Source organism: Pandoraea pneumonica, assembly GCF_049918595.1.
Taxonomy (GTDB): domain Bacteria; phylum Pseudomonadota; class Gammaproteobacteria; order Burkholderiales; family Burkholderiaceae; genus Pandoraea; species Pandoraea pneumonica_A.
In genome coordinates, this window is sequence record NZ_JBNCRZ010000002.1 from 1,080,377 (window position 1) to 1,101,266 (window position 20,890).

Sequence of the window (20,890 nt, forward strand, 5' to 3'; positions counted from 1 at the left end):
TCGGCGCGGTGCGCTCGGTTGAGTGGACCGGCCTCGCTCGCCGGTGATCAGCGAGGCGAACTTTATGCGCCACCCGTGATGCACAGATGAAGCAAAACTTGCCAACATGAACAGATCGCACATCCGCCGATGTCGCGAATGTCGAAGCTGTCTGAATGGAAAGGTTTGCGCCTTGGGCGGGTCATAAGAGGCTCGTAGCCTCCATCCGCTTAATCACCCAAGAACCGTTCTTCTGAGGAACCGACCGATGCTTTCTGCTTCCCCTCGCGCCACGCGGCCATTCATCGCAGCGCTGCTGTTCCTGGGCGCGCTTCAAGTCGCGCATGCTGCCGATGCCGCCAACCCTGACTATCTGCGCGGGACAGCACCCGATTTGACCGTGTTGGTCGCACCGCCGCCGGTCGCTGGCAGCGTTGCGGCAGCAGACGACCTGCGTCAGGTGTTGGCACTTCAACAGACCCGTACGGCAGCGCAATTGGCGCTGGCCGATGGCGACACGCACAAGAGCGTATTCCGCTTCGCGGACGTCGTCGGTCCGGACTTTCGCGCCGAGCGTCTGCCGTTCACCGAAGCGTTTTTCAAGCGTCTGGCGAAAGAGGGCGCCGGGCCGCTCAAAGCGGCTAAGGACTACTGGAAGCGTCCGCGCCCGTATAACGTCAGCAACGAGGTGCACCCGGGCATCGTCACAGAAGGCGTGACGCCGGGGTATCCGAGCGGCCATGCCACCTTTGCTTACCTGAGTGCGGTGATTCTGGCGAAGATCGTGCCGGAAAAGCGCGCGGATATCTTTGCGCGTGCCGACGCCTATGCCCAAGGCCGCGCCATCGGTGGCGTGCACTACGTGAGCGATGTCGAGGCAGGGAAGGTCAGCGGCACGGTGATCGCTGCCGCCATGCTGGGCAATCCGGCCTTCCGCGAGGACCTTGTTCGCGCCACGCGTGAGACGCGCGACGCGCTCGGCTTGCCTGCGTTGCCATAACCCGTCAGACACTCGCGACGCTGACCGGCTGCGTACCGATGGGCGTCGCGTCTTGGGAATCGGGCGTTGTGGGCGTCTCGTGCGACGCCGGGGCTGCGGCGAAACGCAATGCCACACGGCAGCCGGGTTCGGCATCGTCGATGCGCATCACGGCGTTGTGAATACGTGCGGTGGCCGCGACGACGCTCAGCCCGAGCCCATGGCCGGGCGTCGGCATACCGCTCACGCCCGCACCGCGATAGAACGGTCGCAGCACGGCGTCACGCTCGACGCTCGCAATCCCCGGTCCGGTGTCGCACACTTCCACCACGGCGTGCTCCGGTGTCGCCATGACACGCAAGCGCACGGTACCCCCGGCGGGTGTGAACTTCAGCGCGTTATCGAGCAGGTTCTGAATCGCGCCGAAGATCAGATCGCCATCGCCCATCACCGGGGCGCTGCGTTGCGTTTGTACCGACAGCACGACCTTGCGCTCTTCGGCCAACGGCTCGTAGAGGTCCACGACGTCTTCGGCGATGCGGGCCAGATCCACCCGCCGGAAATGCTCGCGGCGAGCGTGGGCGTCGATCTCGGCGATTCGCAGCAGCGCAGAGAAGCGGTCGAGCACGTGATCGGTCTGCTCAAGCGCCCGCTCGACGGCCACGTCGTACGCCTGCGCCGAGGTCGCACCCCGGCGGGCGCGCTCCAGTCCGGCACGCAAGCTGGTCATCGGCGTGCGCAAATCGTGGGCGATCCAGGCGCAAACACCACGGAGTTCCGATACCAGACGCTCGATGTCGTCGAGCATCGTATTGACGAAGCCGACCAGCAGATCGATATCGTCACGCCGTCCACGTGTTGGCAATCGCCGCGTGAAGTGGCTGGAGATAATTTCCTGACACGACTCCCGCAACTGGCGAACGCGTTGGTTGGCAGCGCGATGCAGTGCGTAGCCGCACAAGGCACCGAGCAAGATCGTTGCCAGCAGGCCGCCTAGGGCGACGCGCACCAGCATGTGGTCGAAGCGGTCGATATCGTCGACGGACTGCCCGACGATCACACGGTTGCCGTCGGGCATGGTGGCGACCATGGCGCGATAGGGGCGCGCCCAGGAATCGCCGTCTTTGTCCGTAACGGTCTGGGTGTAACGGTAGGCATGCCAGTCCGGTTGATGCTTCGGCAAGACCTCGATGTTCCCGGCCAGCCGCTGCCCGCTCGCGGTGAACAGGCCGTAAGGGCGCATGTTGGCGGCTTCACGGCGGCTGCGTTCTGTAATGTTCGTGCGAGCGTCTTCAGGGCTTCGACGGATCAGTTGGGTGCTTTCGCGCTGAAGGCGGGCGTCGACGAGATCGGTCAGATAGCTCATCGTGAGCCAATACACGACGGCGAAGAGCGAGACGACCGACACGATGAAGATCGCGAAGATCGGCCCGGCACCCCACAGGCTGCGCAGAAAGCTGCGCTCAGTCATTGGCGTGGAGAACATAGCCGGTCCCGCGAACAGTGTCGATCATGGCCGAGTAGGTGCCGTCGAGCGAAATCTTCTTGCGCAGCCGCGCGATGTGCACGTCGATGACGTTGGTCTGTACGTCGTGCTGGTATTTCCACACCGATTCGAAGAGCAGGGCGCGTGTGACGATCTGATTGGCGTTGCGCATGAGGTATTCGAGCAGGCGCATCTCGCGGGGTTTGAGGGCGACGGGAACACCTGCGCGCGTGACCGTGCCGTTCTCCCGATCCAGATGCAGATCGCCGACGCGTAGGCTGGCGCTCGTGTCGGTGTCGCTATGGCGGCGCAGTAGCACGTCGATGCGCGCGGTCAGTTCGTCGAAGCTGAAGGGTTTGGTGAGGTAGTCGTCGGCCCCGTTGCGTAAGCCGCGCACGCGCTCGTCGGTCGCGCCGAGGGCGGAAAGAATCAACACCGGGGTCTTGATGCCGACGTTGCGGGCGGTGGTGAGAATCGACATGCCGTCGATCTCGGGCAGCAGGCGATCGAGCACCACACAGTCGTATTCGCCGTGCAGCATCCGTTGCAAGCCGTCGCCACCAGCACAGGCCAGGTCGACGGCAAAGCCGTGCTCACCGAGCGCCGAGACCAACTCGTGAGCGACCTTGGCGTCGTCCTCCACTACCAGAACGCGACTGGCGCTCGCGGGAAGGCTCGCGCCAGCGGGTTCAACGGGCGTCGTGCGCATGGGGTCGTCTCAGGTCGGGTAGATGGCCGGAGACTTTATGGCAATTGTGTGACGTTCCCGTGACGGAAGTTCTGCGGCTTGGTCATCTTGGCGAACTGAAGGGCGCGCTGTAATCGGTCTGCCCGGGACCTACGCGCCGAATGTTTGCACTCGGCGCGTAGCCCGGCTTGTCTGTCCAGAAGGCGCTCAGCGCGTCAGATATCCAGCTTGGTGATCTTCGTGCCCGAGAGCGACAGGTCGCCCATCAACCCGCTGTTGGTGAGTACGAAGACTTCGACCGGGTGCGTGGACGTTGTCGTATCGACCTGACCGTTCGCGCCGACCTTCACCAGCGCGACCGAGGCGTCGCCGCCGGCCGACCAGCCGTTCGAACTACGGAATTTGTCGAGCGCATCCTGCGTCATGAACAGATAGACCATGTCCTTCGACTGCATCCCCAGTTGCGCACCGAACGATGCCGACGAAACGCTGTAGTAGCCCGCCGGGCTGCCACCGACGCGTAGCACGCCGTCGCCGTGTTGCCCGCCGACGATCACACCCGCCTGAATGACGCCCGAGAACACCAGTACGCCGCGGGCTTTACCCACCAGTTCGCGCGATCCCGGCACAGTCGAGAACAGCCGGGAGAGCGTGCCGTCGGCCGCCGCATCGATCGACTGCTTGCGTGAGTTGTTCGCCTCCGGCGTGGCCGGGGTGTTCCCCGTCGTCGAACATCCCGATAGCGCTACAACAAAAGCCCCGGTAGCAACAGCAGCCCTGAAGAATTGACGACGTGTTTGCATGTTTGTCTCCGCGTGGTGGATGAACTGCCGATTGAGTGTCGGATTTGTGACGTCACATCGCCATAGGTAGTTGGGGCAACATCGTTTGCCCCGTGGTGCACTCGATATCTGCCGGGCTAAGCCCCTGCGACCGGATCAGGTTTGCCATTGGGCGCGGCCGGTTCCGGCGCCCAGCCTTCGCGCGGAATAACGAGTTGCGTTTCCGGCTGCTCTTCGAAATGCGGCGACATGATCTGCACGCCGTATTCGTTGAACACGTCGACGATGTTGCTATGCAGCTCGCTGAGCATGATCAGGCGCTGCGCAGGGTTGACGGGGGCCACATGCAGGTCGTACTCGATGTAGAAGTCAGAGAGCGCGCGCTGCAACACAAACGGTGCCGGGGTTTGCGCAACCTTGGACGTGCGGGCTGCGGCCAGACACAACATCGCTTGCACCTGACGCCACGGGGTGTCGTAGCCGATCGTCACGGACGTCACCACCAGCGCCGGTGCCTTCCCATCGCGGCTGGAGAAGTTGTGGACGATCGCACCGACCACCACGGCATTGGGAATGGTGACTTCCTCTTGCCGGACGTTCGTCAGCTTGACCGACAGTGTGTCGACACTGACGACCACGCCTGCGGTCTCGCCAATTTGCACCATGTCGCCCGCCTGGAAGGCTCGGCTGTATGTCACGACGATGCCGCTCATCAACTGATTCACGATCCCCGCAGAGCCTAACGACACCATCAACCCCAGCAGCACACTCAGCCCTTTGAACACATCGCTTTGCGCACCGGGGAAGTAGGGGTAAGCGAACGTAAGTGCGAGTGCCCAAACAACGATGGTCACGATGCGCCGAGAAGCGTCTGCCGTGTCCGGGTGCATGCCCGGCACGTTCAAATGACGCTGGCGTATCGCGGCGAAGACGTTGTTGATCAGGTTCTGGAGCGCGCGCGTGAGCAAGAAGATGACGATCACAGCAATCAGCCCCGGAATGGCATTGACCACACCGAGAGCAAACGTATTGATCAGCGCCCACAGAAAACCGCTGAGCCGGTCGCCCATCGGCTGAGAGACTGGAAAGCGCTCCAGCACGTAGATCAGATAGATATAGATCAGCGCCGCGACGAAGAAGAGAAACAGCAACTGCACGATCTGCCGTGCCAATTGGAAAGCGGACCCCGTCCAATCGAACGTCTTGGAAGTGCGCCGAAGGACATGGGCTTCGACGGCGTATTGAATGCGCGTCTGAAGCCGGGTTTGCAAACGTCCTACCAGCCAAACCAACGCGGCCAAGATGACGGTTGCCAGCAAGGAGAACAGCACCCCTCGGACGATGTTCGGCCAATGCAATTGCGCCTGGCGCGCGGCGAGCGCGGTATCGAGTTGTGCTTGTACCTCGTTCGCAACCACGTCGAAAGGACGGTTGTCCGCCGCGTCGACATCACCCTCGAGCAGCGCAAAGAGAATGCGGTCGCCGCGCCGGAACACGACGCCACGCGTCTCGCCCATCGACGCGTGCACCATGACCGTGGGCAGTACGAGAATGCTTTCGGGCAGTCCGTCGAGCACCGCGAAGGTGCGATCGGCACGCTGTTGTGGTGTCGCGCCGCTTAACGAGGCGCGGAAGGTCGTGATGGGGCGATCCATGAACCGCACGTCTGCCGCAGGCGGGCCGGACACCGCGACTGCGGGCGCGGGCGCCGATGCCGGGGCCGGTTGCGCCCATGCGCAGGTCATGGTCAGTAGCACGAGAAAAGTGCCGAGGATGACGGATAGATATTTTGGCAGTGCGATGCGCGTCAACATGGCGGCTCCTTGCGGCAATGCGCGACCAGCTTGCTGGCGATTTTCGCGCGAACCGGCGTGCCCCGAGGGGCAAAATCGTTGCCCGAAACCCCGATGGTGCGCGCGTCCATCCGGCGCAAAACTACGAGCCTGCGTCGATTCGACGTGCGCACCGGCAAGGAGACACTCATGGAAAAAGGCGGTCCGGTGCCGAGCACGAATCGCTCGGGCGACAGCGCAAAGGCGGACGACGATGTGTCGATCGTCCATGGCGACGTCGGCTTCCATCTTCAGCGGCGCATGCGACTGATCCCCGACGGCAATATGGGGACACTGCGACGCGCGTTAATCTTTGCAGGCGTTAGCTGGCTGCCGCTCGTCGTGTGGGCGCTGGTCACAGGACGGCCGTTACACGGCGGCGACGACACGCTTGCCGCTCACTTCGGCATCCACGTGCGTTGCCTGGTCGCGATCCCATTGATGGTGGTGGCCGAAGGGGTCGCGCAAAACCTGATTCCGCCACTGCTCAAGTACTTTGTCGATTGCGGCATCGTCACCGAGGAGACACTTCCCGAGTTCCGCCGACAGTTGGCGCGTTTTGTCGCCATACGGGACCGTGTCTTGCCTTGGGTGGTGATCTTTGGCGCGACGCTGGCGTGGTCGACCGTCGGGGCGCTCGTCGGACGCTCGGAGGACATGACGTGGATGAATCATGGCGACACGCTTGCCGACATCAGCTTCGGCGGCTGGTGGTTCATCCTTGTCATTCGCCCACTGTTCACGGTCATGCTGCTGGCGTGGCTCTGGCGTGCTTGCATGCTCTTCATGCTGCTTTTCAGGATTGGCAAGCTCCCGCTGGCGCTGGTGCCATCGCACCCCGACCGTGTGGGCGGACTGAGCTTTGTCGAGCGCATGGCCTTTATGTTCAGCCCGGTGGCGTTCGCCATTTCTGCCGTCGTCGCCTCGTCCTTCGCCCATGAAGTGGCGTATCACGGCGCGAGTGCCATGCAGATGAAGGGGCTCCTCATTGCGAGCGCGGTGTTGATCTCCGTGATCTTTTTGATTCCGCTACTGCCGCTCGCTTTGCCATTAGCCCAGCTAAAACGCCGTGCCGCGTTCGAATACGGCAGTCTTGTCGCACATCACGACCGGCTGGTGCACGAACGTTGGATCCTGCGCCGGGACATCGGTGAGCCCGCGATATTGGATGCGCCGGAGCTCGGCCCCGTGGCGGATGTGCATGCCATTTACGACGCTGTCGTCCATATGCGTTCGATTCCGATCAGCAAACTGTCGGTGGCGGCGATCGCCATACCCGCCGCGTTACCGATGCTCTACGTTGCCGCGATGCAGTTGCCGCTGTCCGCCATATTAGGCAAGGTCGCTAAGGCGCTGATTTGACGGCTAACGGGGCGCCGCTCAGAAACTCATCGCAAAGCCGAGCGACACCCCTTGCACGTTATGGCCGAACACGTAGCGGGCCATCAAACGGGTGCGCGTCACCACGACCGGATATTTGCTGCTGTCGAGTTCCAGACCGACGCCGAGCGACGTCAGGTTGTTGAAGCCAAGCACACCGGCACTGTCGCCAAAATACTGAGAGTAGGCCGCTTCCAGCACATACCGCACCGGACGGTCGAGCGCTCTCAAGCCGGTCGGGGCACGCCAGCGCGACCACAAACTCAGTTGCTGCGCATTAGCGCTGCCCTGAACACCCGCCGACGTGCCACCGAAGCTGTGCAGATGGATATCGGTCAAGCGCAGCTCCACGTCGATCTCGTACGACTCGCGATAGTGTTCGAAATCGAGCATCAGCGAGCCGCCCAGTCCGTAAGCGTTCAACGCGCCGTTCTCGAGGAATTGCAGATTGAGATCGGCCGCACGATTGACCAGCGTCTCGCCGATGCGCAAATCGCTCGCCACCCGGCCAATGCTGCCATTGAGAATCGGGCGCAGCACGAGTTCGTCGGCCAGGCGAATATCCCAGCCCACGCCGACGGTGGTGCTCAGCGTGTTCCAGCGCACCGGCAAGGTCCGATGCTCCGTGCCGTCAGACGCCACGAATGTCGGGTCGTAGCGGCTGTAAGCCAGCGTGCCTTCCAGATAGAGCGGAAACGAGCGGCTGAGCGTGAAACCGCCGCCCAACTGCGTTTGCCAGAAACCGGGGTTTCCCGTGGAGCCGTTATTGATCGACAGCGAACTGGTCGTGACGTCGGGCACCGTGGTGTAGCTCATGATCGCCAGCACGCTATTGGCATGGCTTTTCACGTCGCCGCCGATACGGAGCGGCGGTGCCTGGGCGAACACCGTAAGTGGCGCCACAGTGAGGCACGATAGCGTTGCCGACAGCGCCATCCTACGGACGTGCCGGGCTACGTTGCGACGGGATTGCGTTCTCGTGCGTCCGTTGACAGACATACCCAACTCACGTCGTTGATATCGCGATTGACCGGCTATCGAGCGACATTGTCGGGTCTGCGACCGGCGTGATCCATTAGTGTCGGGGGCAACGGGATTGCCCCACTGGGCAATGGACTTGCCCACTCTCCCGATAGCTGCGCGCACCGATAACGAAAAGAATGAGGACGCGTCAGCCAAGGGGCCCGCGGGACCATGAATTCGCCGAATACTTCACCACCGTCGTCACCCACATCGAGCGCATGGTTCGGCGCGCTCGGCTTGACGCTCGTGGCAGCCATTTTGGCGGCGATCATCATGATCGGGGTGCGCACGGCTTTGCTCTATGAAGGCCGTGTCGCCGTACGAGACGACGCCCGCGAAGCGAACCAGCGTGTGGCGCTGCTTGCCGCGCGCGTGGCCGGTGACGACCTTTCGGCGTGTACGCGCGCGCTTGATGCGCTGGCGGTCGCCGGACGGTCGGATCCAAGTCAGCAGCTCTCGAACTGCCTTGAGCGGTTTCGCGCATACGCGCAGGCAGCGCCGTCGTCCAGCGCAGACCCCCCGACCGACGCACAGGCCGTCATTGTCAATGAGATGGGCGAAGCAGTTTTCGAAGCATTGCCCTCGACGGCGTGTCTCGACCTGCCGCTCGTTCAACGGATCGTCGACGCCCACAAGCAAAGCCACGCTAGCGGCCTGTCGGTCTCCACGTCGACGGCACTTTGCCCAGCCGCCACCGGGGAGACCAACGGCCTGATGCTGGCGCAAAGCATTCACCGCGACGATGGCGCTTTTGCCGGGGTCGGCATCGTCACGATCGACGCCCGCTATTTCACCCGTCTCTTTGCGGATCTGACGCCCGGCGAGCATGGCGTGCTGTCACTCTTGCGCAACGACGGTGCAGTGCTTGTCACCTCAAACCCTGTGAGCGGGAGCGCGCCACGCGACGCCGCCCCATCGGCGATACCGGCACTTCCCGCGACGTCCTCGCAAGCCGGGGCGAGCGCGGGTGCCGACGGCGATTTCCTCTATGTTCGGCAATCCATCGAGGGGTTGCCGCTGACGGTCGACATTCGCGCCCCGAAGAGCGACATCTATGCCGAATGGCGTAAGCGGGCGTATTGGGTCGCCGCCATGACCGCGACGCTCGGGGTGTCGTGCCTGATCCTTGCTGTCCTGCTGCGCCGCCAGCGCCAGCGTCGACAGGTCGCCGAGACCGCATTGCAGCGCATGGCGAGTACGGATCCGCTCACGGGGCTAGCCAATCGGCGAACGTTGGACGAAGCCTACGACAGGGAATGGCGGCGTGCGTTGCGCGAGCGCACGGCGCTGTCATTACTGTTCATCGACGTCGACCACTTCAAGCAATTCAACGATCGCTACGGTCACCCGGCAGGCGACGATGCGCTGATTGCCGTCGCGGGCGCGATCACGCATTCGATCCGGCGCCCCGGCGACTTTGCCGGGCGTTACGGCGGTGAGGAGTTCATGGTGGTGCTGCCCAACACCGACGCCATGGGCGCCCGCGATGTCGCCGAGCGGGTACGCACGGCAGTGCATGCCGCGGCCATTGCGCATGAGGATAGCCAGCACAGGCATGTCACCGTGAGCATCGGCGTCGCGGGGACCGGCCCTGTTCCGACGGGGACGCCCGAGCGGTTGCTGCAAGCGGCCGATGAAGCGCTTTATGCAGCCAAGCACGAAGGGCGCGATCGCGTCCATATTCACGCAAATTCAGGAGGTGACCCATGCCCGGCGATATGACGCTAGACCAACGCAAAGCCGCAGGAAAACTGGCCCGCGAACGGGCGCCTCGTTCGAAGCAGTCCGACATGGGGAATGTCGATCGCGATCCGGTCGCGCTGTTACGTCAGAACAGTGCCGGGCGGGTCGAAAACCTCGTGCCGTTGCGGTATGGCCGAATGGGCGTATCGCCGTTCACGTTCTACCGGGGCAGCGCGGTGCTTCAGGCGCACGATCTCGCCAGAACCACGACGACGGGCTTCACCTTTCCCATCTGCGGCGACGCGCACCTGATGAACTTTGGCGGTTTCGCCACGCCCGAGCGCCAGTTGGTCTTCGATCTCAACGATTTCGACGAGGTGGCGCCGGGGCCTTGGGAATGGGACCTGAAGCGGCTCGTGGCGAGCTTTGCGATCGCCGGGGAACACATGAGCGTCGATCGCGGCACGATCCGCGATATCGTCGCCACGGCGGTGCTCGAGTACGGCAAACGCATGCAAGAGTACGCCGACTATAGCGCGCTCGATCTCTGGCACGAGATCGTCACGTTCGAGCGCATGACCGAGGCCGCCGTCACCGCAGAAGGGCGTCGCATGATTCGCAAGGCAGCCGAGAAAGCCGCCGGCCGCTCGCACGAAGCGATGCTCGACAAGATGGCAAAGCGAGAGAACGACAGATGGGTCATTCAGGATGCGCCGCCCGCACTGTTTCATCCCGCCGGACCGAACTCCTTATTGGGCAATGCGCATGCCTGGTCGAACACCGAAGCCTGGCAAGGCAAGCTGGCACAGGCATTCAACGAATATGTCGGTACGCTCCCAGTGGATCGGCGCGCGTTGATCGAGCAGTTCCAGCTTCAGGACATCGCATTCAAGGTCGTCGGCGTCGGCAGCGTCGGCACGTTCTGTCTCGTGATGCTGTTTGTCGATGTGCACGGTAAGCCGTTGTTTCTGCAAGTCAAAGAAGCACGCGAGTCGGTCATCTCCCGGTACTTCCCCACTGGCAAGGTGCATCAACAGGGATTGCGCGTCGTGGCGGGACAGCGGCTGTTGCAAGCGGCCAGCGACGCGTTCCTTGGTTGGACAACCGGGCCGAACGGGCGGCACTTCTATTTCCGGCAATTGCGCGACATGAAGATCTCGGCCGAAGTCGAGCGCATGAGCGACACCATCTTGCAGGGCTATGCCCGGTTATGCGGTTGGACGCTCGCACGCGCTCACGCGAAGTCGGGTGGGCTTGCCCTGGAGATTTCGTCCTACATCGGGGATGGGAAGCGCCTGGCGGACGCCATGACGGACTACGCACTGGCTTACGCGGTGCAGAACAATAAAGACTACGACGCCTTTATGCGCGCCTGCCGCTCCGGCAAGCTCGTGGCACGTAGCGATGAGGACATGGCCGCCGACTTTCGCGTTTAGCCGTGCCACGCACGCGGGCGGGTCAATGCGCGACCCGCGTCGCGCGTTCGATCGCGTCGAGCAGGTCGCGGCCTAGAAAGGGTTTGGTCAGCAACTCGCTGGCGCCCACGCGAAGCACGGCGGCTCGCGTTTTTTCGCTGTCGTGGGCCGTGACGAACACCACCGGCGGGCGGGGCTGCGCCAACGCCTCGTAGAACGCTGGCCCGGACGCCCCCGGTAACTCCACGTCGACCACCATGCAATAGGCGATCGTGACGGACTCGACCACGCCCATCTCATCGGTGCTGGCAAACGAACACGTGCGGTAGCCCGAGATATTGAGCAGCCGCTCGACCGCGCGACGCATCCCTGTGTCGTCCTCCAGAATCGCGATGAGATTCTTTGAAGTGGTCATGAAATGCCCGTGTCCATATGGCTGCATTCTTCTTTGGATTCCACGCGAACCGCCATCGGGAGTTGGGGCAACGCCGGTTCCCCATCGGGCAATTTGGGGCAATGGTCTTTGCTTCGCCAAGCAGGCCCGCTACATTGAATCCAAGGTGCCGGCAGCGCATTGCGCTTCTCATGTTGATGCCTCCCGGTACCTTCCCGCCATGGACATCCCCTTGAATCGAGGCACAACGATGAGACGACAGGCGTTAGCCGTTTTGATGCTGCTCACGACAGGCGCGGCGTCGACAGTGACGAGCGCGTGGGCGCAAGGTGCGCCAGCGAGCGCTCCTGCCGCGCAAGCCGCGCCAGCCGATAGCGTGGACCCCGAAGCGGTGCAGGCACTGCACACGATGGGGACTTATCTGCAAACGCTCAAGCGATTTCGTGTCACCACGGATCTCACGGGCGAGCGCGTACTCGCCGACGGACAGAAACTCCAGCACAGCGCGCGCGCTACGCTCGATGTCGACCGTCCCGACCATATCCGCGCTGTCATGAAAAGCGCGCGCAACGAGCGCGAGATCATCTACGACGGCAAGACCGCGACCTTGTATTCGCCTGCACAGAAGTACTACTCCAGCGTTCCCTATCACGGGACACTGGCGCAGTTGATCGGTGAATTGCGCTCGCGCTACGGGGTGGAGTTACCCCTGGCCGACATGTTCCTTTGGGGAAACGCAGAGGCCAAGACGCCGGAGTTCAACTCGGCGATGTACGCGGGGCAAGACTACGTGGGCAACGATCTGTGTGACCACTACGCCTACCGGCAAGCCGGTGTCGACTGGCAAATCTGGATCACCAGTGGCGATAAGCCGTTACCGCGCAAGGTTGTCATTACGCGTACCGATGACGATGCTCGCCCACAGTCGGTGTCTCTCGTGACGTGGCAGACGGGCGCTCCGATCAACCCTGCGACCTTCGAGTTCAAACCACCGGCAGGTGCGAAGAAGATCGAAGCGGTTCAGATTCCTGCCAACAAGGGGTGACAACATGACGAATCGATTCTCCCCTTGGCTGAGCGTTTGCGTGGCAGCAACGGTACTCGGTGCGTCTATCGCCGTCATGTCGCCCTCGATGGCCGTCGGCCGGGGCGGCGGTGGCGGCGGGCATGGCGGTGGCGGTGGTGGACACGCACGCGCGCAAAACGCGGGGCAGCACGCCGCACAGCGTCCTAACGCCGGTAACCGGCAGCCCGATTCCCGTACGCGTAACGTGCGTAACACCAGCTCGAACAACGTCAACGTCAACAAAAACGTGAACGTCAACGTCGATAATCACGGCGGCTATCACGGTGGCTGGGACGACGACTATCACCCGATCGCCACCGCAGCAGCAGTGACGGCTACGGTGGCTGTGACGTCGGCGGTGGTTGGCTCGATCGTGCGCTCGGTACCTGCCAACTGCGTGCCGGTGAACTATCGGGGCATGATCTACCAGCAGTGCGGCAGTACGTGGTATCAACCGCAGGGCAGCCAGTTCGTGGTGGTTACCGCCCCGTATTAAGGCGGCAACGAGAATGCGAGCGTCTGAGGGCAGGGCGGTGTTATCTCGCTTTGCCGCCGCATCAGGCGCTCGCTTCCTCACTCAGGCGGCGATGCACCGGCTCCGGCATCGCCGGTGCCAGCGGCAGCCAGAGAACGAATTCGGTGCCCTTGCCGGTTCTATTGCGTGCGGCCACGCTGCCGCGATGCGCCTCTGCAATGGAGCGCACAATCGACAGGCCGAGGCCCGTACCACGCTCTTTCGTCGTGTAGAAAGCCTCGAATAGCTGCTCGAAGTTCTCCTCAGCAATGCCAATGCCACGATCAGCGACCACCAGTTCCACGCCGTCGTCAGCAGCACGCGTGCTAATGGTGAGTTCGCGATCTTTCTGCTCGGCATTTTCCATCGCATCCATCGCATTGATCGCCAGGTTGAGCAGCACTTGCTGCAACTGCACCTGATCGGCCAACACCTCGGCGTCGTGCGTGCCGAAAGCCGTGCGCAAGACGATACCGCGACGGCGAGCTTCAGGTCGTACGAGCGCAGTCGCCCGTTCGAGCACGGCGTCGAAGACGACAGGGGTGAACGTAATGGCCTGCTTTTGCAGCAGCGTGCGCAAGCGCACGATGACGTCGTTGGCACGCAAGGCGTCGCGTCTGACGTCGCTCAATATCTCTTGAAGCTCCGGGTCGTTGTGTCCCGCACTTTGCATCATGAGGTCGGCGGCATCGACATTGCTGAGAATCGCACCGAGTGGCTGGCCGACCTCATGGGCAATGGAAGCGCTAAGTTCGCCGACCGTCGCGATACGTGAGGCGCGCGTGAGATCGGCCCGGCGTGTCGCGGCCTCCCGCTCGGCGGCACGCCGTTCGCGTCGCTGCCTGAGCATGGCAAAAATGGTGAATCCCTGCGCGCCGATCACGAACAGAATGACCGCAATTTCCTTCCAGTACTCCCGGTACGGGGGAAGCGGCGCATTGAGCCACTTACAGTCAGGGCCTAGCGAGCGTTCGGAGATGCCCAGACGTTTGAGGACGGCGATATTGGCCATACATCGCGCCGGTAGCATTGGCCCTGTCATGTCGGCGTGCCGAGACTTGTCGCCCGAGAGCATCCGTGCGGCAATCGCCCCGGTCATACGGCCGTTCTCTTCCATGTCGTACACCGCGCCAGCCGCGGCGCCGTGAATCAGATAGTTCGCATACCAGCCATAGATGGGCACTGGCGCGTCGTTCGCAATCTTGTTGACGACTTCGAAGGGAAAGTAACGGCGGCCGTCGCGATCCAGGTACTGGGTGCCGTAGAGCACGGCACTCTCGCGCTTATCGAGCTTGGCCAGCCGACTGCGCAGCTCCGGCACCGGCAACCCCTCCCATCGCTCGATGGCCCCCCACTTTCTGTCGCCCATTTGTGCCGCTTCGACAATTTCATCCGAGAAGTGCCGATCGAGCGCAGCACTCCCGCCGATGACGATTAAACGGGTCGCGTCCGGCTGAAGCCTTTGCGCAATGGCGAGCGTTTTCTCGATCTCGATGCGGTAGGGGATCACGACGAACGTCGACGGGAACGCCCCGTTCATCGCCAGCCACGCCTCCGGCACACTCGTCACAATGACGGGCGTGCCCGGCCAGATAGCGTCGTGGTGCGCACGCGCGAATTCCGCGGCGTAGTTGCCGATGGCGATCACGAGGTCGATGTGCTGACCTTCGTATTTCTTGCGCAGCAACGCAAAAAGCTCCGGCGTCAGAAGCTCGACGCTGAAGCGGTGGCCGTCCACACTATCGAGAAACGTCTCGGCACCAAGCGGCAACGCGTTGTTCAACACGTTGCGTATCGCCTGTGTTTGCATCAACACCGCCGCCTGCATGGGATCGCCGCCCGTGAGCAGTACGACTCTGGGCGGCTCGGCACTGCTGGCTTCGGGCGCGACGAGACCGTATACAGCGAATACCGCTAGCGCGACGGCGCCTCTGAGCTGGCGTGTGAATCTACCGCTCACGACATCTGTGCAACAGCGGATGGCGTTTGTTTATCGGCGTTGCGAATCAGTTCGGCCAGCGACGTGGCGCTGAACTTGCGCATGAGCTCGGCCCGGCACGTTTTAATCGTCCGTTCGCATAGGCCCAGTTCGGCGGCGATCTGCTTATTGCGCAGTCCCCTGGCAATGCCTTGCAACACCACCTGCTCTCTACCGCTGAGCGCCGACTCCGTCAAATCGGCCGCAGGGGCAGACGACGGTTTCTGCACGAGACTCAGTGCCGTTTCCACGGCACCGACCAGCGAGTCGCGCCCGAACGGCTTGATGAGAAAGTCCACGGCACCCGCCTTCATCGCCTCGACCGAACGCGCAACGTCGCCATAACCGCTCATAAAGACAACCGGCAAGGCGGGTGTCTGACGGCGCAAGGCGCGCTGCAAGTCGAGACCGCTAGGTCCGCCAAGTTCCAGATCCAATAGCACGCACCCCGGACGTTCATCTGGCTCGCTGACCAGAAACTCTCCCGCAGACGCATATTCCTTCGTGTCATAACCCGATGCGCTCAACAGGCGCGTGAGCGCTGTGCGCAGGGAGGCGTCGTCGTCAACGACGTGCACCACCGATTCACGACTTGCGTTCATGGCATGTCCGCGTAGTACGCGATTCGTTAAAAAACTCCCCCGGTGCGATCAATGTCCGGTCGACTTGTAGGAATAATTCCGACGCGGGTAATTTAAATTACTTTCTTAAATCAATTAAATAACTATTCCTCAACCAACCATCATGATTTCTCAGGGAAATCTAGATTTCTCCGCAATGACAAATTGATAGCACTTTCGAATTCCTTCGTAAAGCCAATTTTCTTTTCATTTGCCCGAAAGGGACGTGATGATTGCCCCAAGTCCCTATGTCATCAAACGCCCGCGGTGTTGAAAATGACTCCCGTACGTTTTTCAAATGTTGCATCACGCATACAGCGTTTTTGCGGAGGGTTCGATGAAACGCACGTCTGTGTTTGCCGTCTTTACCATAGTTGCCGCAACCCTTAGTGGGCCAGTGGTGCACGCCCAGTCGTCTCCGCCACAGCCTGCCGACGCGACGGCAGCGACGCGCGATGCTAATCAGAAACTGCTGAACTTCCTTCCTTTCGCAAACAAACAGGATTTCGAGGACATTCAGCGCGGATTTATCGCAGCATTGCCGAACCCGGTAGTGAAGGGCGCCGCAGGCAATACGGTCATCGACCTCTCGGCGTACGACTTTCTCAAGAAGGATATGGCAGGCACGGCGCCGCCAACGGTGAACCCCAGTCTGTGGCGGCAGTCGCAGTTGCTCTCGGCGCAAGGGCTGTTCAAGGTAGTGGACGGCATTTATCAGGTACGTAACGTCGACCTCGCGAACATCACCTTCGTGCGAGGGAAAACGGGCTGGATCGTCATCGATCCGCTGACATCGGTCGAAACGGCGAAGGCCTCACTCGATCTGGTCAATAGCAAGGTCGAGAACCTGCCGGTCACCGGCGTGATCTTCACGCATAGCCACGTCGACCACTTCGGCGGCGTACGCGGTGTGGTCGACGAAAAGGATGTCCGCTCCGGCAAGGTGCCGCTGGTTGCACCAGAAGGGTTCATGGAAGAGGCCGTCAGCGAAAACGTGTTCGCGGGCACGGTGATGAGCCGCCGCGCTTCGTACATGTACGGCAACCTGCTGCCGAAAGACCCGAAAGGCAATGTCGGCGGCGGCCTCGGTCTGACGACCGCAGCCGGCACGATCACGCTGTTCGAACCCAGCAAGCTCATCAAGAAGACGGGCGAGACGCTGACGATCGACGGCGTAGACATCGTCTTCCAGATGGCACCGGGCACCGAAGCGCCTGCGGAAATGCTGTTCTACTTCCCGCAGTTCAAAGCCATCGATTTGGCTGAGGATGCCACCCACACGCTCCACAACATTCTTACGTTGCGAGGCGCGAAGGTCCGCAGTGCGCAGAAGTGGTCGCACTATTTGGACGAAACGATCCGGCTCTGGGGCAATGACGCCGTTGTGTCATTCAGCAGCCATCATTGGCCGCAATGGGGTAACGACCGTGTCGTCGAGCATCTGGAAAAGCAGCGCGATCTGTATCGTTACATCAACGACCAGACGCTGCGCATGGCCAATCAGGGCATGACGATGCACGAGATTGCCGACAAATTCGTGCTACCGGACTCGCTGGCCAAGGAGTTCTACAGCCGCGGCTATTACGGCAACCTGAAGCACAACGTGCGCGCCACGTATCAGCTCTACCTTGGCTGGTGGGACGGCAATCCGGCGAATTTCGACCCGTATGCGCCGACGGACGAGGCCAAGCGCTATGTGGACCTGATCGGTGCGGACAAGATGCTCAAGGGTGCCAAAGCCGCCTTCGACAAGGGTGACTATCGCTGGGCAGCGGAACTGACGAACAAGGTCGTCTTTGCACAACCGACCAATCAGGCCGCCCGCAACCTCGAAGCGGCGTCGCTGGAGCAGTTGGGCTATCAGGCCGAATCCGGCCCGGCGCGCAACTTCTACCTGAGCGGTGCGCAGGAGCTGCGCGGTGGTGTGCACAAGGTCGCAACGCCCAATACCTCGTCGCCGGACATCATCCGTGGCATGACCACCGATATGTTCCTGGACTTCCTCGCCATCCACCTGAACGGGCCGAAGGCTGCTGGCAAAGCCTATGCCTTCAACGTCAACTTCCCGGACACGAAGGAAAAGTATGCGTTGACGGTCAAGAACGGCGTGATGAACTACAGCAAGGATGCGACGTTGCAGAAGGCTGACGCCAATATCACGCTGAATCGTTCGACGCTCGACGACATTGCACTGGGCAAGCTCAAGCTGGGCAACCTCGCCGACAGCGGGCAGGTGCAGTTCGACGGCGACCGGGCGAAGTTCAAGGAAATGCTCGGCCTGTATGACAAGTTCGACTTCTGGTTCACGATCGCTGAACCCTGATCGATGACGAGTTCTGATGCGTAGTGTGTCTCCGGTGCCCGTGTGCGACTCCGCATACGGGCTTTTTTATCTGTCCGAAGGCTTCGACAAACGTCATCCCCAAGGAAACTCGCCATGGTGACTCTCTCCCGTAGTGCACTCGCACGGCACAGCACCCTCGCGGCAACCGTGGCGGCGGGCTGGCTCGTCATCGCGCTCGCAGGTTGTGCAACGCAGAGCGCCGCCCCGCCACCCGACGTCGCGACGAGCACCGCGCCGCCGGAAGTGCGCTCGGTTGCCCCGGTGTCACCGGTCGAACCCGTGGCGGCATCGCTGCCGTCGTGGCGCGATGGTGCCTCGCGTGACGCCATCCTCAAGTTCGTGAGCGACGTCACCCGTGTGGGTGGGCCTGCCTTTCTGCCGGTCGAATCGCGCATTGCCGTGTTCGATAACGACGGCACGCTATGGAGTGAGCAGCCCATACCGTTTCAGTTGATCTTCATGATCGATCAGGTGAAGGCGGCCGCACCGGACCATCCCGAGTGGAAAAAGCGCCCGGCCTACAAAGCGTTGATGACCAACGACGCCGCAGCGCTCGCCGCCAACCAAAAGGACGCGTTCGCCCTGATCGCCGAGGCGAATAGCGGTATGTCGACCGAGGTGTACGACGCCGCCATCCGCGATTGGCTGGCGCGAGCGAAGCACCCCAAGTTCGGCCGCGCTTACACAGATTTGGTCTATCAGCCACAACGCGAATTGCTGGCGTTGCTGCGGGCGAATGGCTTCCAGATATGGATCGTCTCGGGCGGCACCGCCGAATTCATGCGTGTCTGGGCGAGCGACGCCTATGGCATCGCGCGCGAGCGAATCGTCGGCAGCGAAGAAAAACTCCAATACCAGGCCACGAACGGCAAACCGGTTCTGATTCGCAAGCCCGGCTTCGACGTCTACAACGACGGCCCGGTCAAACCGGTGAGCATCGTCCGGGCGATTGGGCGGCGGCCCGTGCTCGCGGTCGGCAATTCGGACGGCGACAGAGAAATGATCGAGTACACCACGAGCGGCGACGGCCCGTCGCTGGGCGTGCTGATTCATCACGACGACAGCGTGCGCGAGTTCGCTTACGACCGCGCGTCAAAGACCGCAAAACTCGACAAAGCATGGGATCAGGCCAAGCGGGCAGGGTGGGTCGTCGTGAGCATGCAACAGGACTGGAAGGTGGTTTTCCCGTTTGAAATGTCCACGGCCAAAGACAAGTAGCACTACGGATGACGCCGATGAATGCAGACACTGCCCGAAAGGGCAATGCGGTTGCCCCTCTCACCAATTGCGCCACGCGGGTGATGAAAACATGATGCTTTCACCGGGCTGATGAAGCCGTCCGCTTTCTATGAGGTGCGCAATGAAGCCCTATGTCGACGCCAATCGCAGTGGATCGGCCCCCAAAGCAAAATCCTCGCGATCGTCGCCATCGCCGAAGAAAGCTGGCACTCCGAAGGTCGACACCGCGCCGCGCATTCCCCGATACGGCAAGTTCATCGCTCTCGCAGCCGTCGTCATGGCCGTCGCGGCGGGCACCGTCTGGAAACTTCGCACTGCGGCACCCGCCGTGCCGACGGTGGTCGCTGGCGATGGCGTACGCGGTCCGATCGGTATGGTGCATGTCCCGGGCGGTCAGTTCCTGATGGGCAGCGACAGCCGTCTGGCACAAGCCAACGAGCGTCCCGCGCATCAAGTGCGCGTGCACGGCTTCTGGATGGACACGCACCACGTCACGAACGCCGAGTTCCGTAAGTTCGTCGAGGCCACCGGCTACGTCACCACGGCAGAACGCAAACCGGATTGGGAGACCTTGCGCGTGCAACTCCCGCCGGGCACGCCGCGTCCGCCTGATAGCGCAATGGTGGCGGGCGGCATGGTCTTCGTGGGCACGTCGGCGCCGGTGCCGTTGCAGGATTACTCGCGTTGGTGGCGCTACATGCCCGGGGCAGACTGGCAACACCCGGGCGGCCCGCGCACCTCGATCGCAGGCAAAGAGAATCACCCTGTCGTACAGGTTTCGTACGAGGATGCGCAGGCCTATGCCAAGTGGGTCGGCAAACGGCTGCCAACAGAAGCCGAGTGGGAGTTCGCCGCACGTGGCGGGTTGGAGCAAGCCACCTACGCATGGGGTGACCAGTTCACCCCCGACGGCAAGCAGATGGCGAACGTCTGGCAGGGTCAGCAGAACCGTCCGTTCCCGGTGGTCAGCCCGAAGGCCGGCGGTGCCGTAGATACGAGCCCGGTAGGCACGTTCCCCCCGAACGGCTACGGGCTCTCCGACATGACCGGCAACGCATGGCAGTGGGTCGCCGACTGGTACCGCGCCGATCAATTCCGGCGCGAGGCGGGCCAGAAGCAGGCCATCGTCGATCCGGCCGGTCCGACGGCGTCATGGGACCCCAGCGAACCCGGCGTGCCCGTGGACGCCCCGAGGCGCGTCACGCGTGGCGGCTCTTTCCTGTGCAACGTCGACTACTGCCTGAGCTACCGGCCCAGCGCCCGTCGCGGCACCGACCCCTATAACAGCATGTCGCATCTGGGCTTCCGTCTCGTGATGGACGACGCGCAGTGGGCCGCCGTGCGCCGCGGCACCGCGGTGGCAAGCCGTAACGGCGGCTCGGCCAACTAGCGCGCGTATCGCAGGCAAGGCAGACCGGTCAGACGATTGCGAACCAAAGAAATCGGGCAAGTCAGCACGATCCGGCGGCCAGCGGCCGCCACAACTCC

Annotated in this window: 17 protein-coding genes; 9 read left to right on the forward strand and 8 right to left on the reverse strand. The window is 62.3% G+C overall.

Features of this window, described 5'->3' with window-relative positions; genetic code table 11:
* Positions 1-247: 247 nt before the first annotated feature.
* Positions 248-979: an acid phosphatase gene (locus ACPWR9_RS11350; protein ID WP_426296850.1), complete on the forward strand. Its 732-nt coding sequence runs from the start codon at positions 248-250 to the stop codon at positions 977-979.
* A gap of 4 nt (positions 980-983) precedes the next feature.
* Here the strand turns inward: ACPWR9_RS11350 and ACPWR9_RS11355 are convergent, their stop codons facing one another.
* From ACPWR9_RS11355 to ACPWR9_RS11370, 4 genes are all read right to left on the reverse strand, one after another.
* Positions 984-2,444: a sensor histidine kinase gene (locus ACPWR9_RS11355; RefSeq protein ID WP_426296849.1), complete on the reverse strand. Its 1,461-nt coding sequence runs from the start codon at positions 2,442-2,444 to the stop codon at positions 984-986.
* Entirely contained in the window at positions 2,422-3,153 is a 732-nt protein-coding gene (locus ACPWR9_RS11360; protein ID WP_426296848.1) for a response regulator transcription factor, read from the reverse strand. The genes ACPWR9_RS11355 and ACPWR9_RS11360 overlap by 23 nt, the downstream gene beginning before the upstream one ends.
* A gap of 194 nt (positions 3,154-3,347) precedes the next feature.
* On the reverse strand, positions 3,348-3,935 hold the full coding sequence (locus tag ACPWR9_RS11365; protein ID WP_426296847.1) for a BPSL1445 family SYLF domain-containing lipoprotein: 588 nt from the start codon (positions 3,933-3,935) through the stop codon (positions 3,348-3,350).
* A gap of 116 nt (positions 3,936-4,051) precedes the next feature.
* Positions 4,052-5,728, reverse strand: a complete 1,677-nt coding sequence (locus ACPWR9_RS11370) for a mechanosensitive ion channel family protein (RefSeq protein WP_426296846.1) — start codon at positions 5,726-5,728, stop codon at positions 4,052-4,054.
* Positions 5,729-5,896: 168 nt separating this feature from the next.
* Between ACPWR9_RS11370 and ACPWR9_RS11375 the strand changes: the two genes are divergently transcribed.
* A complete protein-coding gene (locus ACPWR9_RS11375) occupies positions 5,897-7,108 on the forward strand; it encodes a hypothetical protein (protein ID WP_426296845.1) in 1,212 nt (403 codons plus the stop codon).
* Positions 7,109-7,126: 18 nt separating this feature from the next.
* Here the strand turns inward: ACPWR9_RS11375 and ACPWR9_RS11380 are convergent, their stop codons facing one another.
* A complete protein-coding gene (locus tag ACPWR9_RS11380; protein WP_426296844.1) occupies positions 7,127-8,062 on the reverse strand; it encodes a hypothetical protein in 936 nt (311 codons plus the stop codon).
* Between the two features lie 258 nt (positions 8,063-8,320).
* On the opposite strand from ACPWR9_RS11380, the gene ACPWR9_RS11385 reads away from it, so the two are divergent.
* A complete protein-coding gene (locus ACPWR9_RS11385; protein ID WP_426296843.1) occupies positions 8,321-9,871 on the forward strand; it encodes a sensor domain-containing diguanylate cyclase in 1,551 nt (516 codons plus the stop codon).
* Positions 9,856-11,268: a DUF2252 domain-containing protein gene (locus ACPWR9_RS11390; protein WP_426296842.1), complete on the forward strand. Its 1,413-nt coding sequence runs from the start codon at positions 9,856-9,858 to the stop codon at positions 11,266-11,268. Before ACPWR9_RS11385 ends, ACPWR9_RS11390 begins: the two co-directional genes overlap by 16 nt.
* 22 nt (positions 11,269-11,290) lie before the next feature.
* On the opposite strand, the gene ACPWR9_RS11395 is transcribed toward ACPWR9_RS11390, so the two are convergent.
* Positions 11,291-11,662, reverse strand: a complete 372-nt coding sequence (locus ACPWR9_RS11395) for a response regulator (RefSeq protein ID WP_426296841.1) — start codon at positions 11,660-11,662, stop codon at positions 11,291-11,293.
* A 229-nt stretch (positions 11,663-11,891) separates the two neighbouring features.
* Here ACPWR9_RS11395 and ACPWR9_RS11400 point away from each other — a divergent pair, with 229 nt between their 5' ends.
* Positions 11,892-12,686 (forward strand): DUF2092 domain-containing protein, encoded by a 795-nt coding sequence (locus ACPWR9_RS11400; protein ID WP_426330726.1) that lies wholly within the window; start codon positions 11,892-11,894, stop codon positions 12,684-12,686.
* A 4-nt stretch (positions 12,687-12,690) separates the two neighbouring features.
* On the forward strand, positions 12,691-13,203 hold the full coding sequence (locus ACPWR9_RS11405; RefSeq protein ID WP_426296839.1) for a hypothetical protein: 513 nt from the start codon (positions 12,691-12,693) through the stop codon (positions 13,201-13,203).
* Positions 13,204-13,264: 61 nt separating this feature from the next.
* Here the strand turns inward: ACPWR9_RS11405 and ACPWR9_RS11410 are convergent, their stop codons facing one another.
* Complete coding sequence (locus ACPWR9_RS11410; protein WP_426296838.1) at positions 13,265-15,181, reverse strand: sensor histidine kinase; 1,917 nt, start codon at positions 15,179-15,181, stop codon at positions 13,265-13,267.
* Positions 15,178-15,801: a response regulator transcription factor gene (locus tag ACPWR9_RS11415; protein ID WP_426296837.1), complete on the reverse strand. Its 624-nt coding sequence runs from the start codon at positions 15,799-15,801 to the stop codon at positions 15,178-15,180. Before ACPWR9_RS11415 ends, ACPWR9_RS11410 begins: the two co-directional genes overlap by 4 nt.
* 355 nt (positions 15,802-16,156) lie before the next feature.
* On the opposite strand from ACPWR9_RS11415, the gene ACPWR9_RS11420 reads away from it, so the two are divergent.
* The 3 genes from ACPWR9_RS11420 to ACPWR9_RS11430 all read left to right on the forward strand — a co-directional run bounded on the left by ACPWR9_RS11420 (position 16,157) and on the right by ACPWR9_RS11430 (position 20,792).
* Positions 16,157-18,142 (forward strand): alkyl/aryl-sulfatase, encoded by a 1,986-nt coding sequence (locus ACPWR9_RS11420; protein ID WP_426311975.1) that lies wholly within the window; start codon positions 16,157-16,159, stop codon positions 18,140-18,142.
* A 114-nt stretch (positions 18,143-18,256) separates the two neighbouring features.
* Positions 18,257-19,381, forward strand: coding sequence for an HAD family hydrolase (locus ACPWR9_RS11425; RefSeq protein WP_426296835.1), 1,125 nt, complete (start codon positions 18,257-18,259; stop codon positions 19,379-19,381).
* A gap of 298 nt (positions 19,382-19,679) precedes the next feature.
* Positions 19,680-20,792 (forward strand): formylglycine-generating enzyme family protein, encoded by a 1,113-nt coding sequence (locus ACPWR9_RS11430; RefSeq protein ID WP_426297949.1) that lies wholly within the window; start codon positions 19,680-19,682, stop codon positions 20,790-20,792.
* Positions 20,793-20,890 lie beyond the last annotated feature (98 nt).

Bases quoted from the DNA above. Each gene is read 5' to 3' on its own strand.
- ACPWR9_RS11400 (WP_426330726.1), top strand. From the start codon at position 11,892: ATGAGACGACAGGCGTTAGCCGTTTTGATGCTGCTCACGACAGGCGCG.
- ACPWR9_RS11370 (WP_426296846.1), bottom strand. From the start codon at position 5,728: ATGTTGACGCGCATCGCACTGCCAAAATATCTATCCGTCATCCTCGGC.
- ACPWR9_RS11390 (WP_426296842.1), top strand. From the start codon at position 9,856: ATGCCCGGCGATATGACGCTAGACCAACGCAAAGCCGCAGGAAAACTG.
- ACPWR9_RS11430 (WP_426297949.1), top strand. From the start codon at position 19,680: ATGGCCGTCGCGGCGGGCACCGTCTGGAAACTTCGCACTGCGGCACCC.
- ACPWR9_RS11350 (WP_426296850.1), top strand. From the start codon at position 248: ATGCTTTCTGCTTCCCCTCGCGCCACGCGGCCATTCATCGCAGCGCTG.
- ACPWR9_RS11395 (WP_426296841.1), bottom strand. From the start codon at position 11,662: ATGACCACTTCAAAGAATCTCATCGCGATTCTGGAGGACGACACAGGG.
- ACPWR9_RS11360 (WP_426296848.1), bottom strand. From the start codon at position 3,153: ATGCGCACGACGCCCGTTGAACCCGCTGGCGCGAGCCTTCCCGCGAGC.
- ACPWR9_RS11405 (WP_426296839.1), top strand. From the start codon at position 12,691: ATGACGAATCGATTCTCCCCTTGGCTGAGCGTTTGCGTGGCAGCAACG.
- ACPWR9_RS11425 (WP_426296835.1), top strand. From the start codon at position 18,257: ATGGTGACTCTCTCCCGTAGTGCACTCGCACGGCACAGCACCCTCGCG.
- ACPWR9_RS11385 (WP_426296843.1), top strand. From the start codon at position 8,321: ATGAATTCGCCGAATACTTCACCACCGTCGTCACCCACATCGAGCGCA.
- ACPWR9_RS11415 (WP_426296837.1), bottom strand. From the start codon at position 15,801: ATGAACGCAAGTCGTGAATCGGTGGTGCACGTCGTTGACGACGACGCC.
- ACPWR9_RS11375 (WP_426296845.1), top strand. From the start codon at position 5,897: ATGGAAAAAGGCGGTCCGGTGCCGAGCACGAATCGCTCGGGCGACAGC.
- ACPWR9_RS11420 (WP_426311975.1), top strand. From the start codon at position 16,157: ATGAAACGCACGTCTGTGTTTGCCGTCTTTACCATAGTTGCCGCAACC.
- ACPWR9_RS11365 (WP_426296847.1), bottom strand. From the start codon at position 3,935: ATGCAAACACGTCGTCAATTCTTCAGGGCTGCTGTTGCTACCGGGGCT.
- ACPWR9_RS11380 (WP_426296844.1), bottom strand. From the start codon at position 8,062: ATGGCGCTGTCGGCAACGCTATCGTGCCTCACTGTGGCGCCACTTACG.
- ACPWR9_RS11355 (WP_426296849.1), bottom strand. From the start codon at position 2,444: ATGTTCTCCACGCCAATGACTGAGCGCAGCTTTCTGCGCAGCCTGTGG.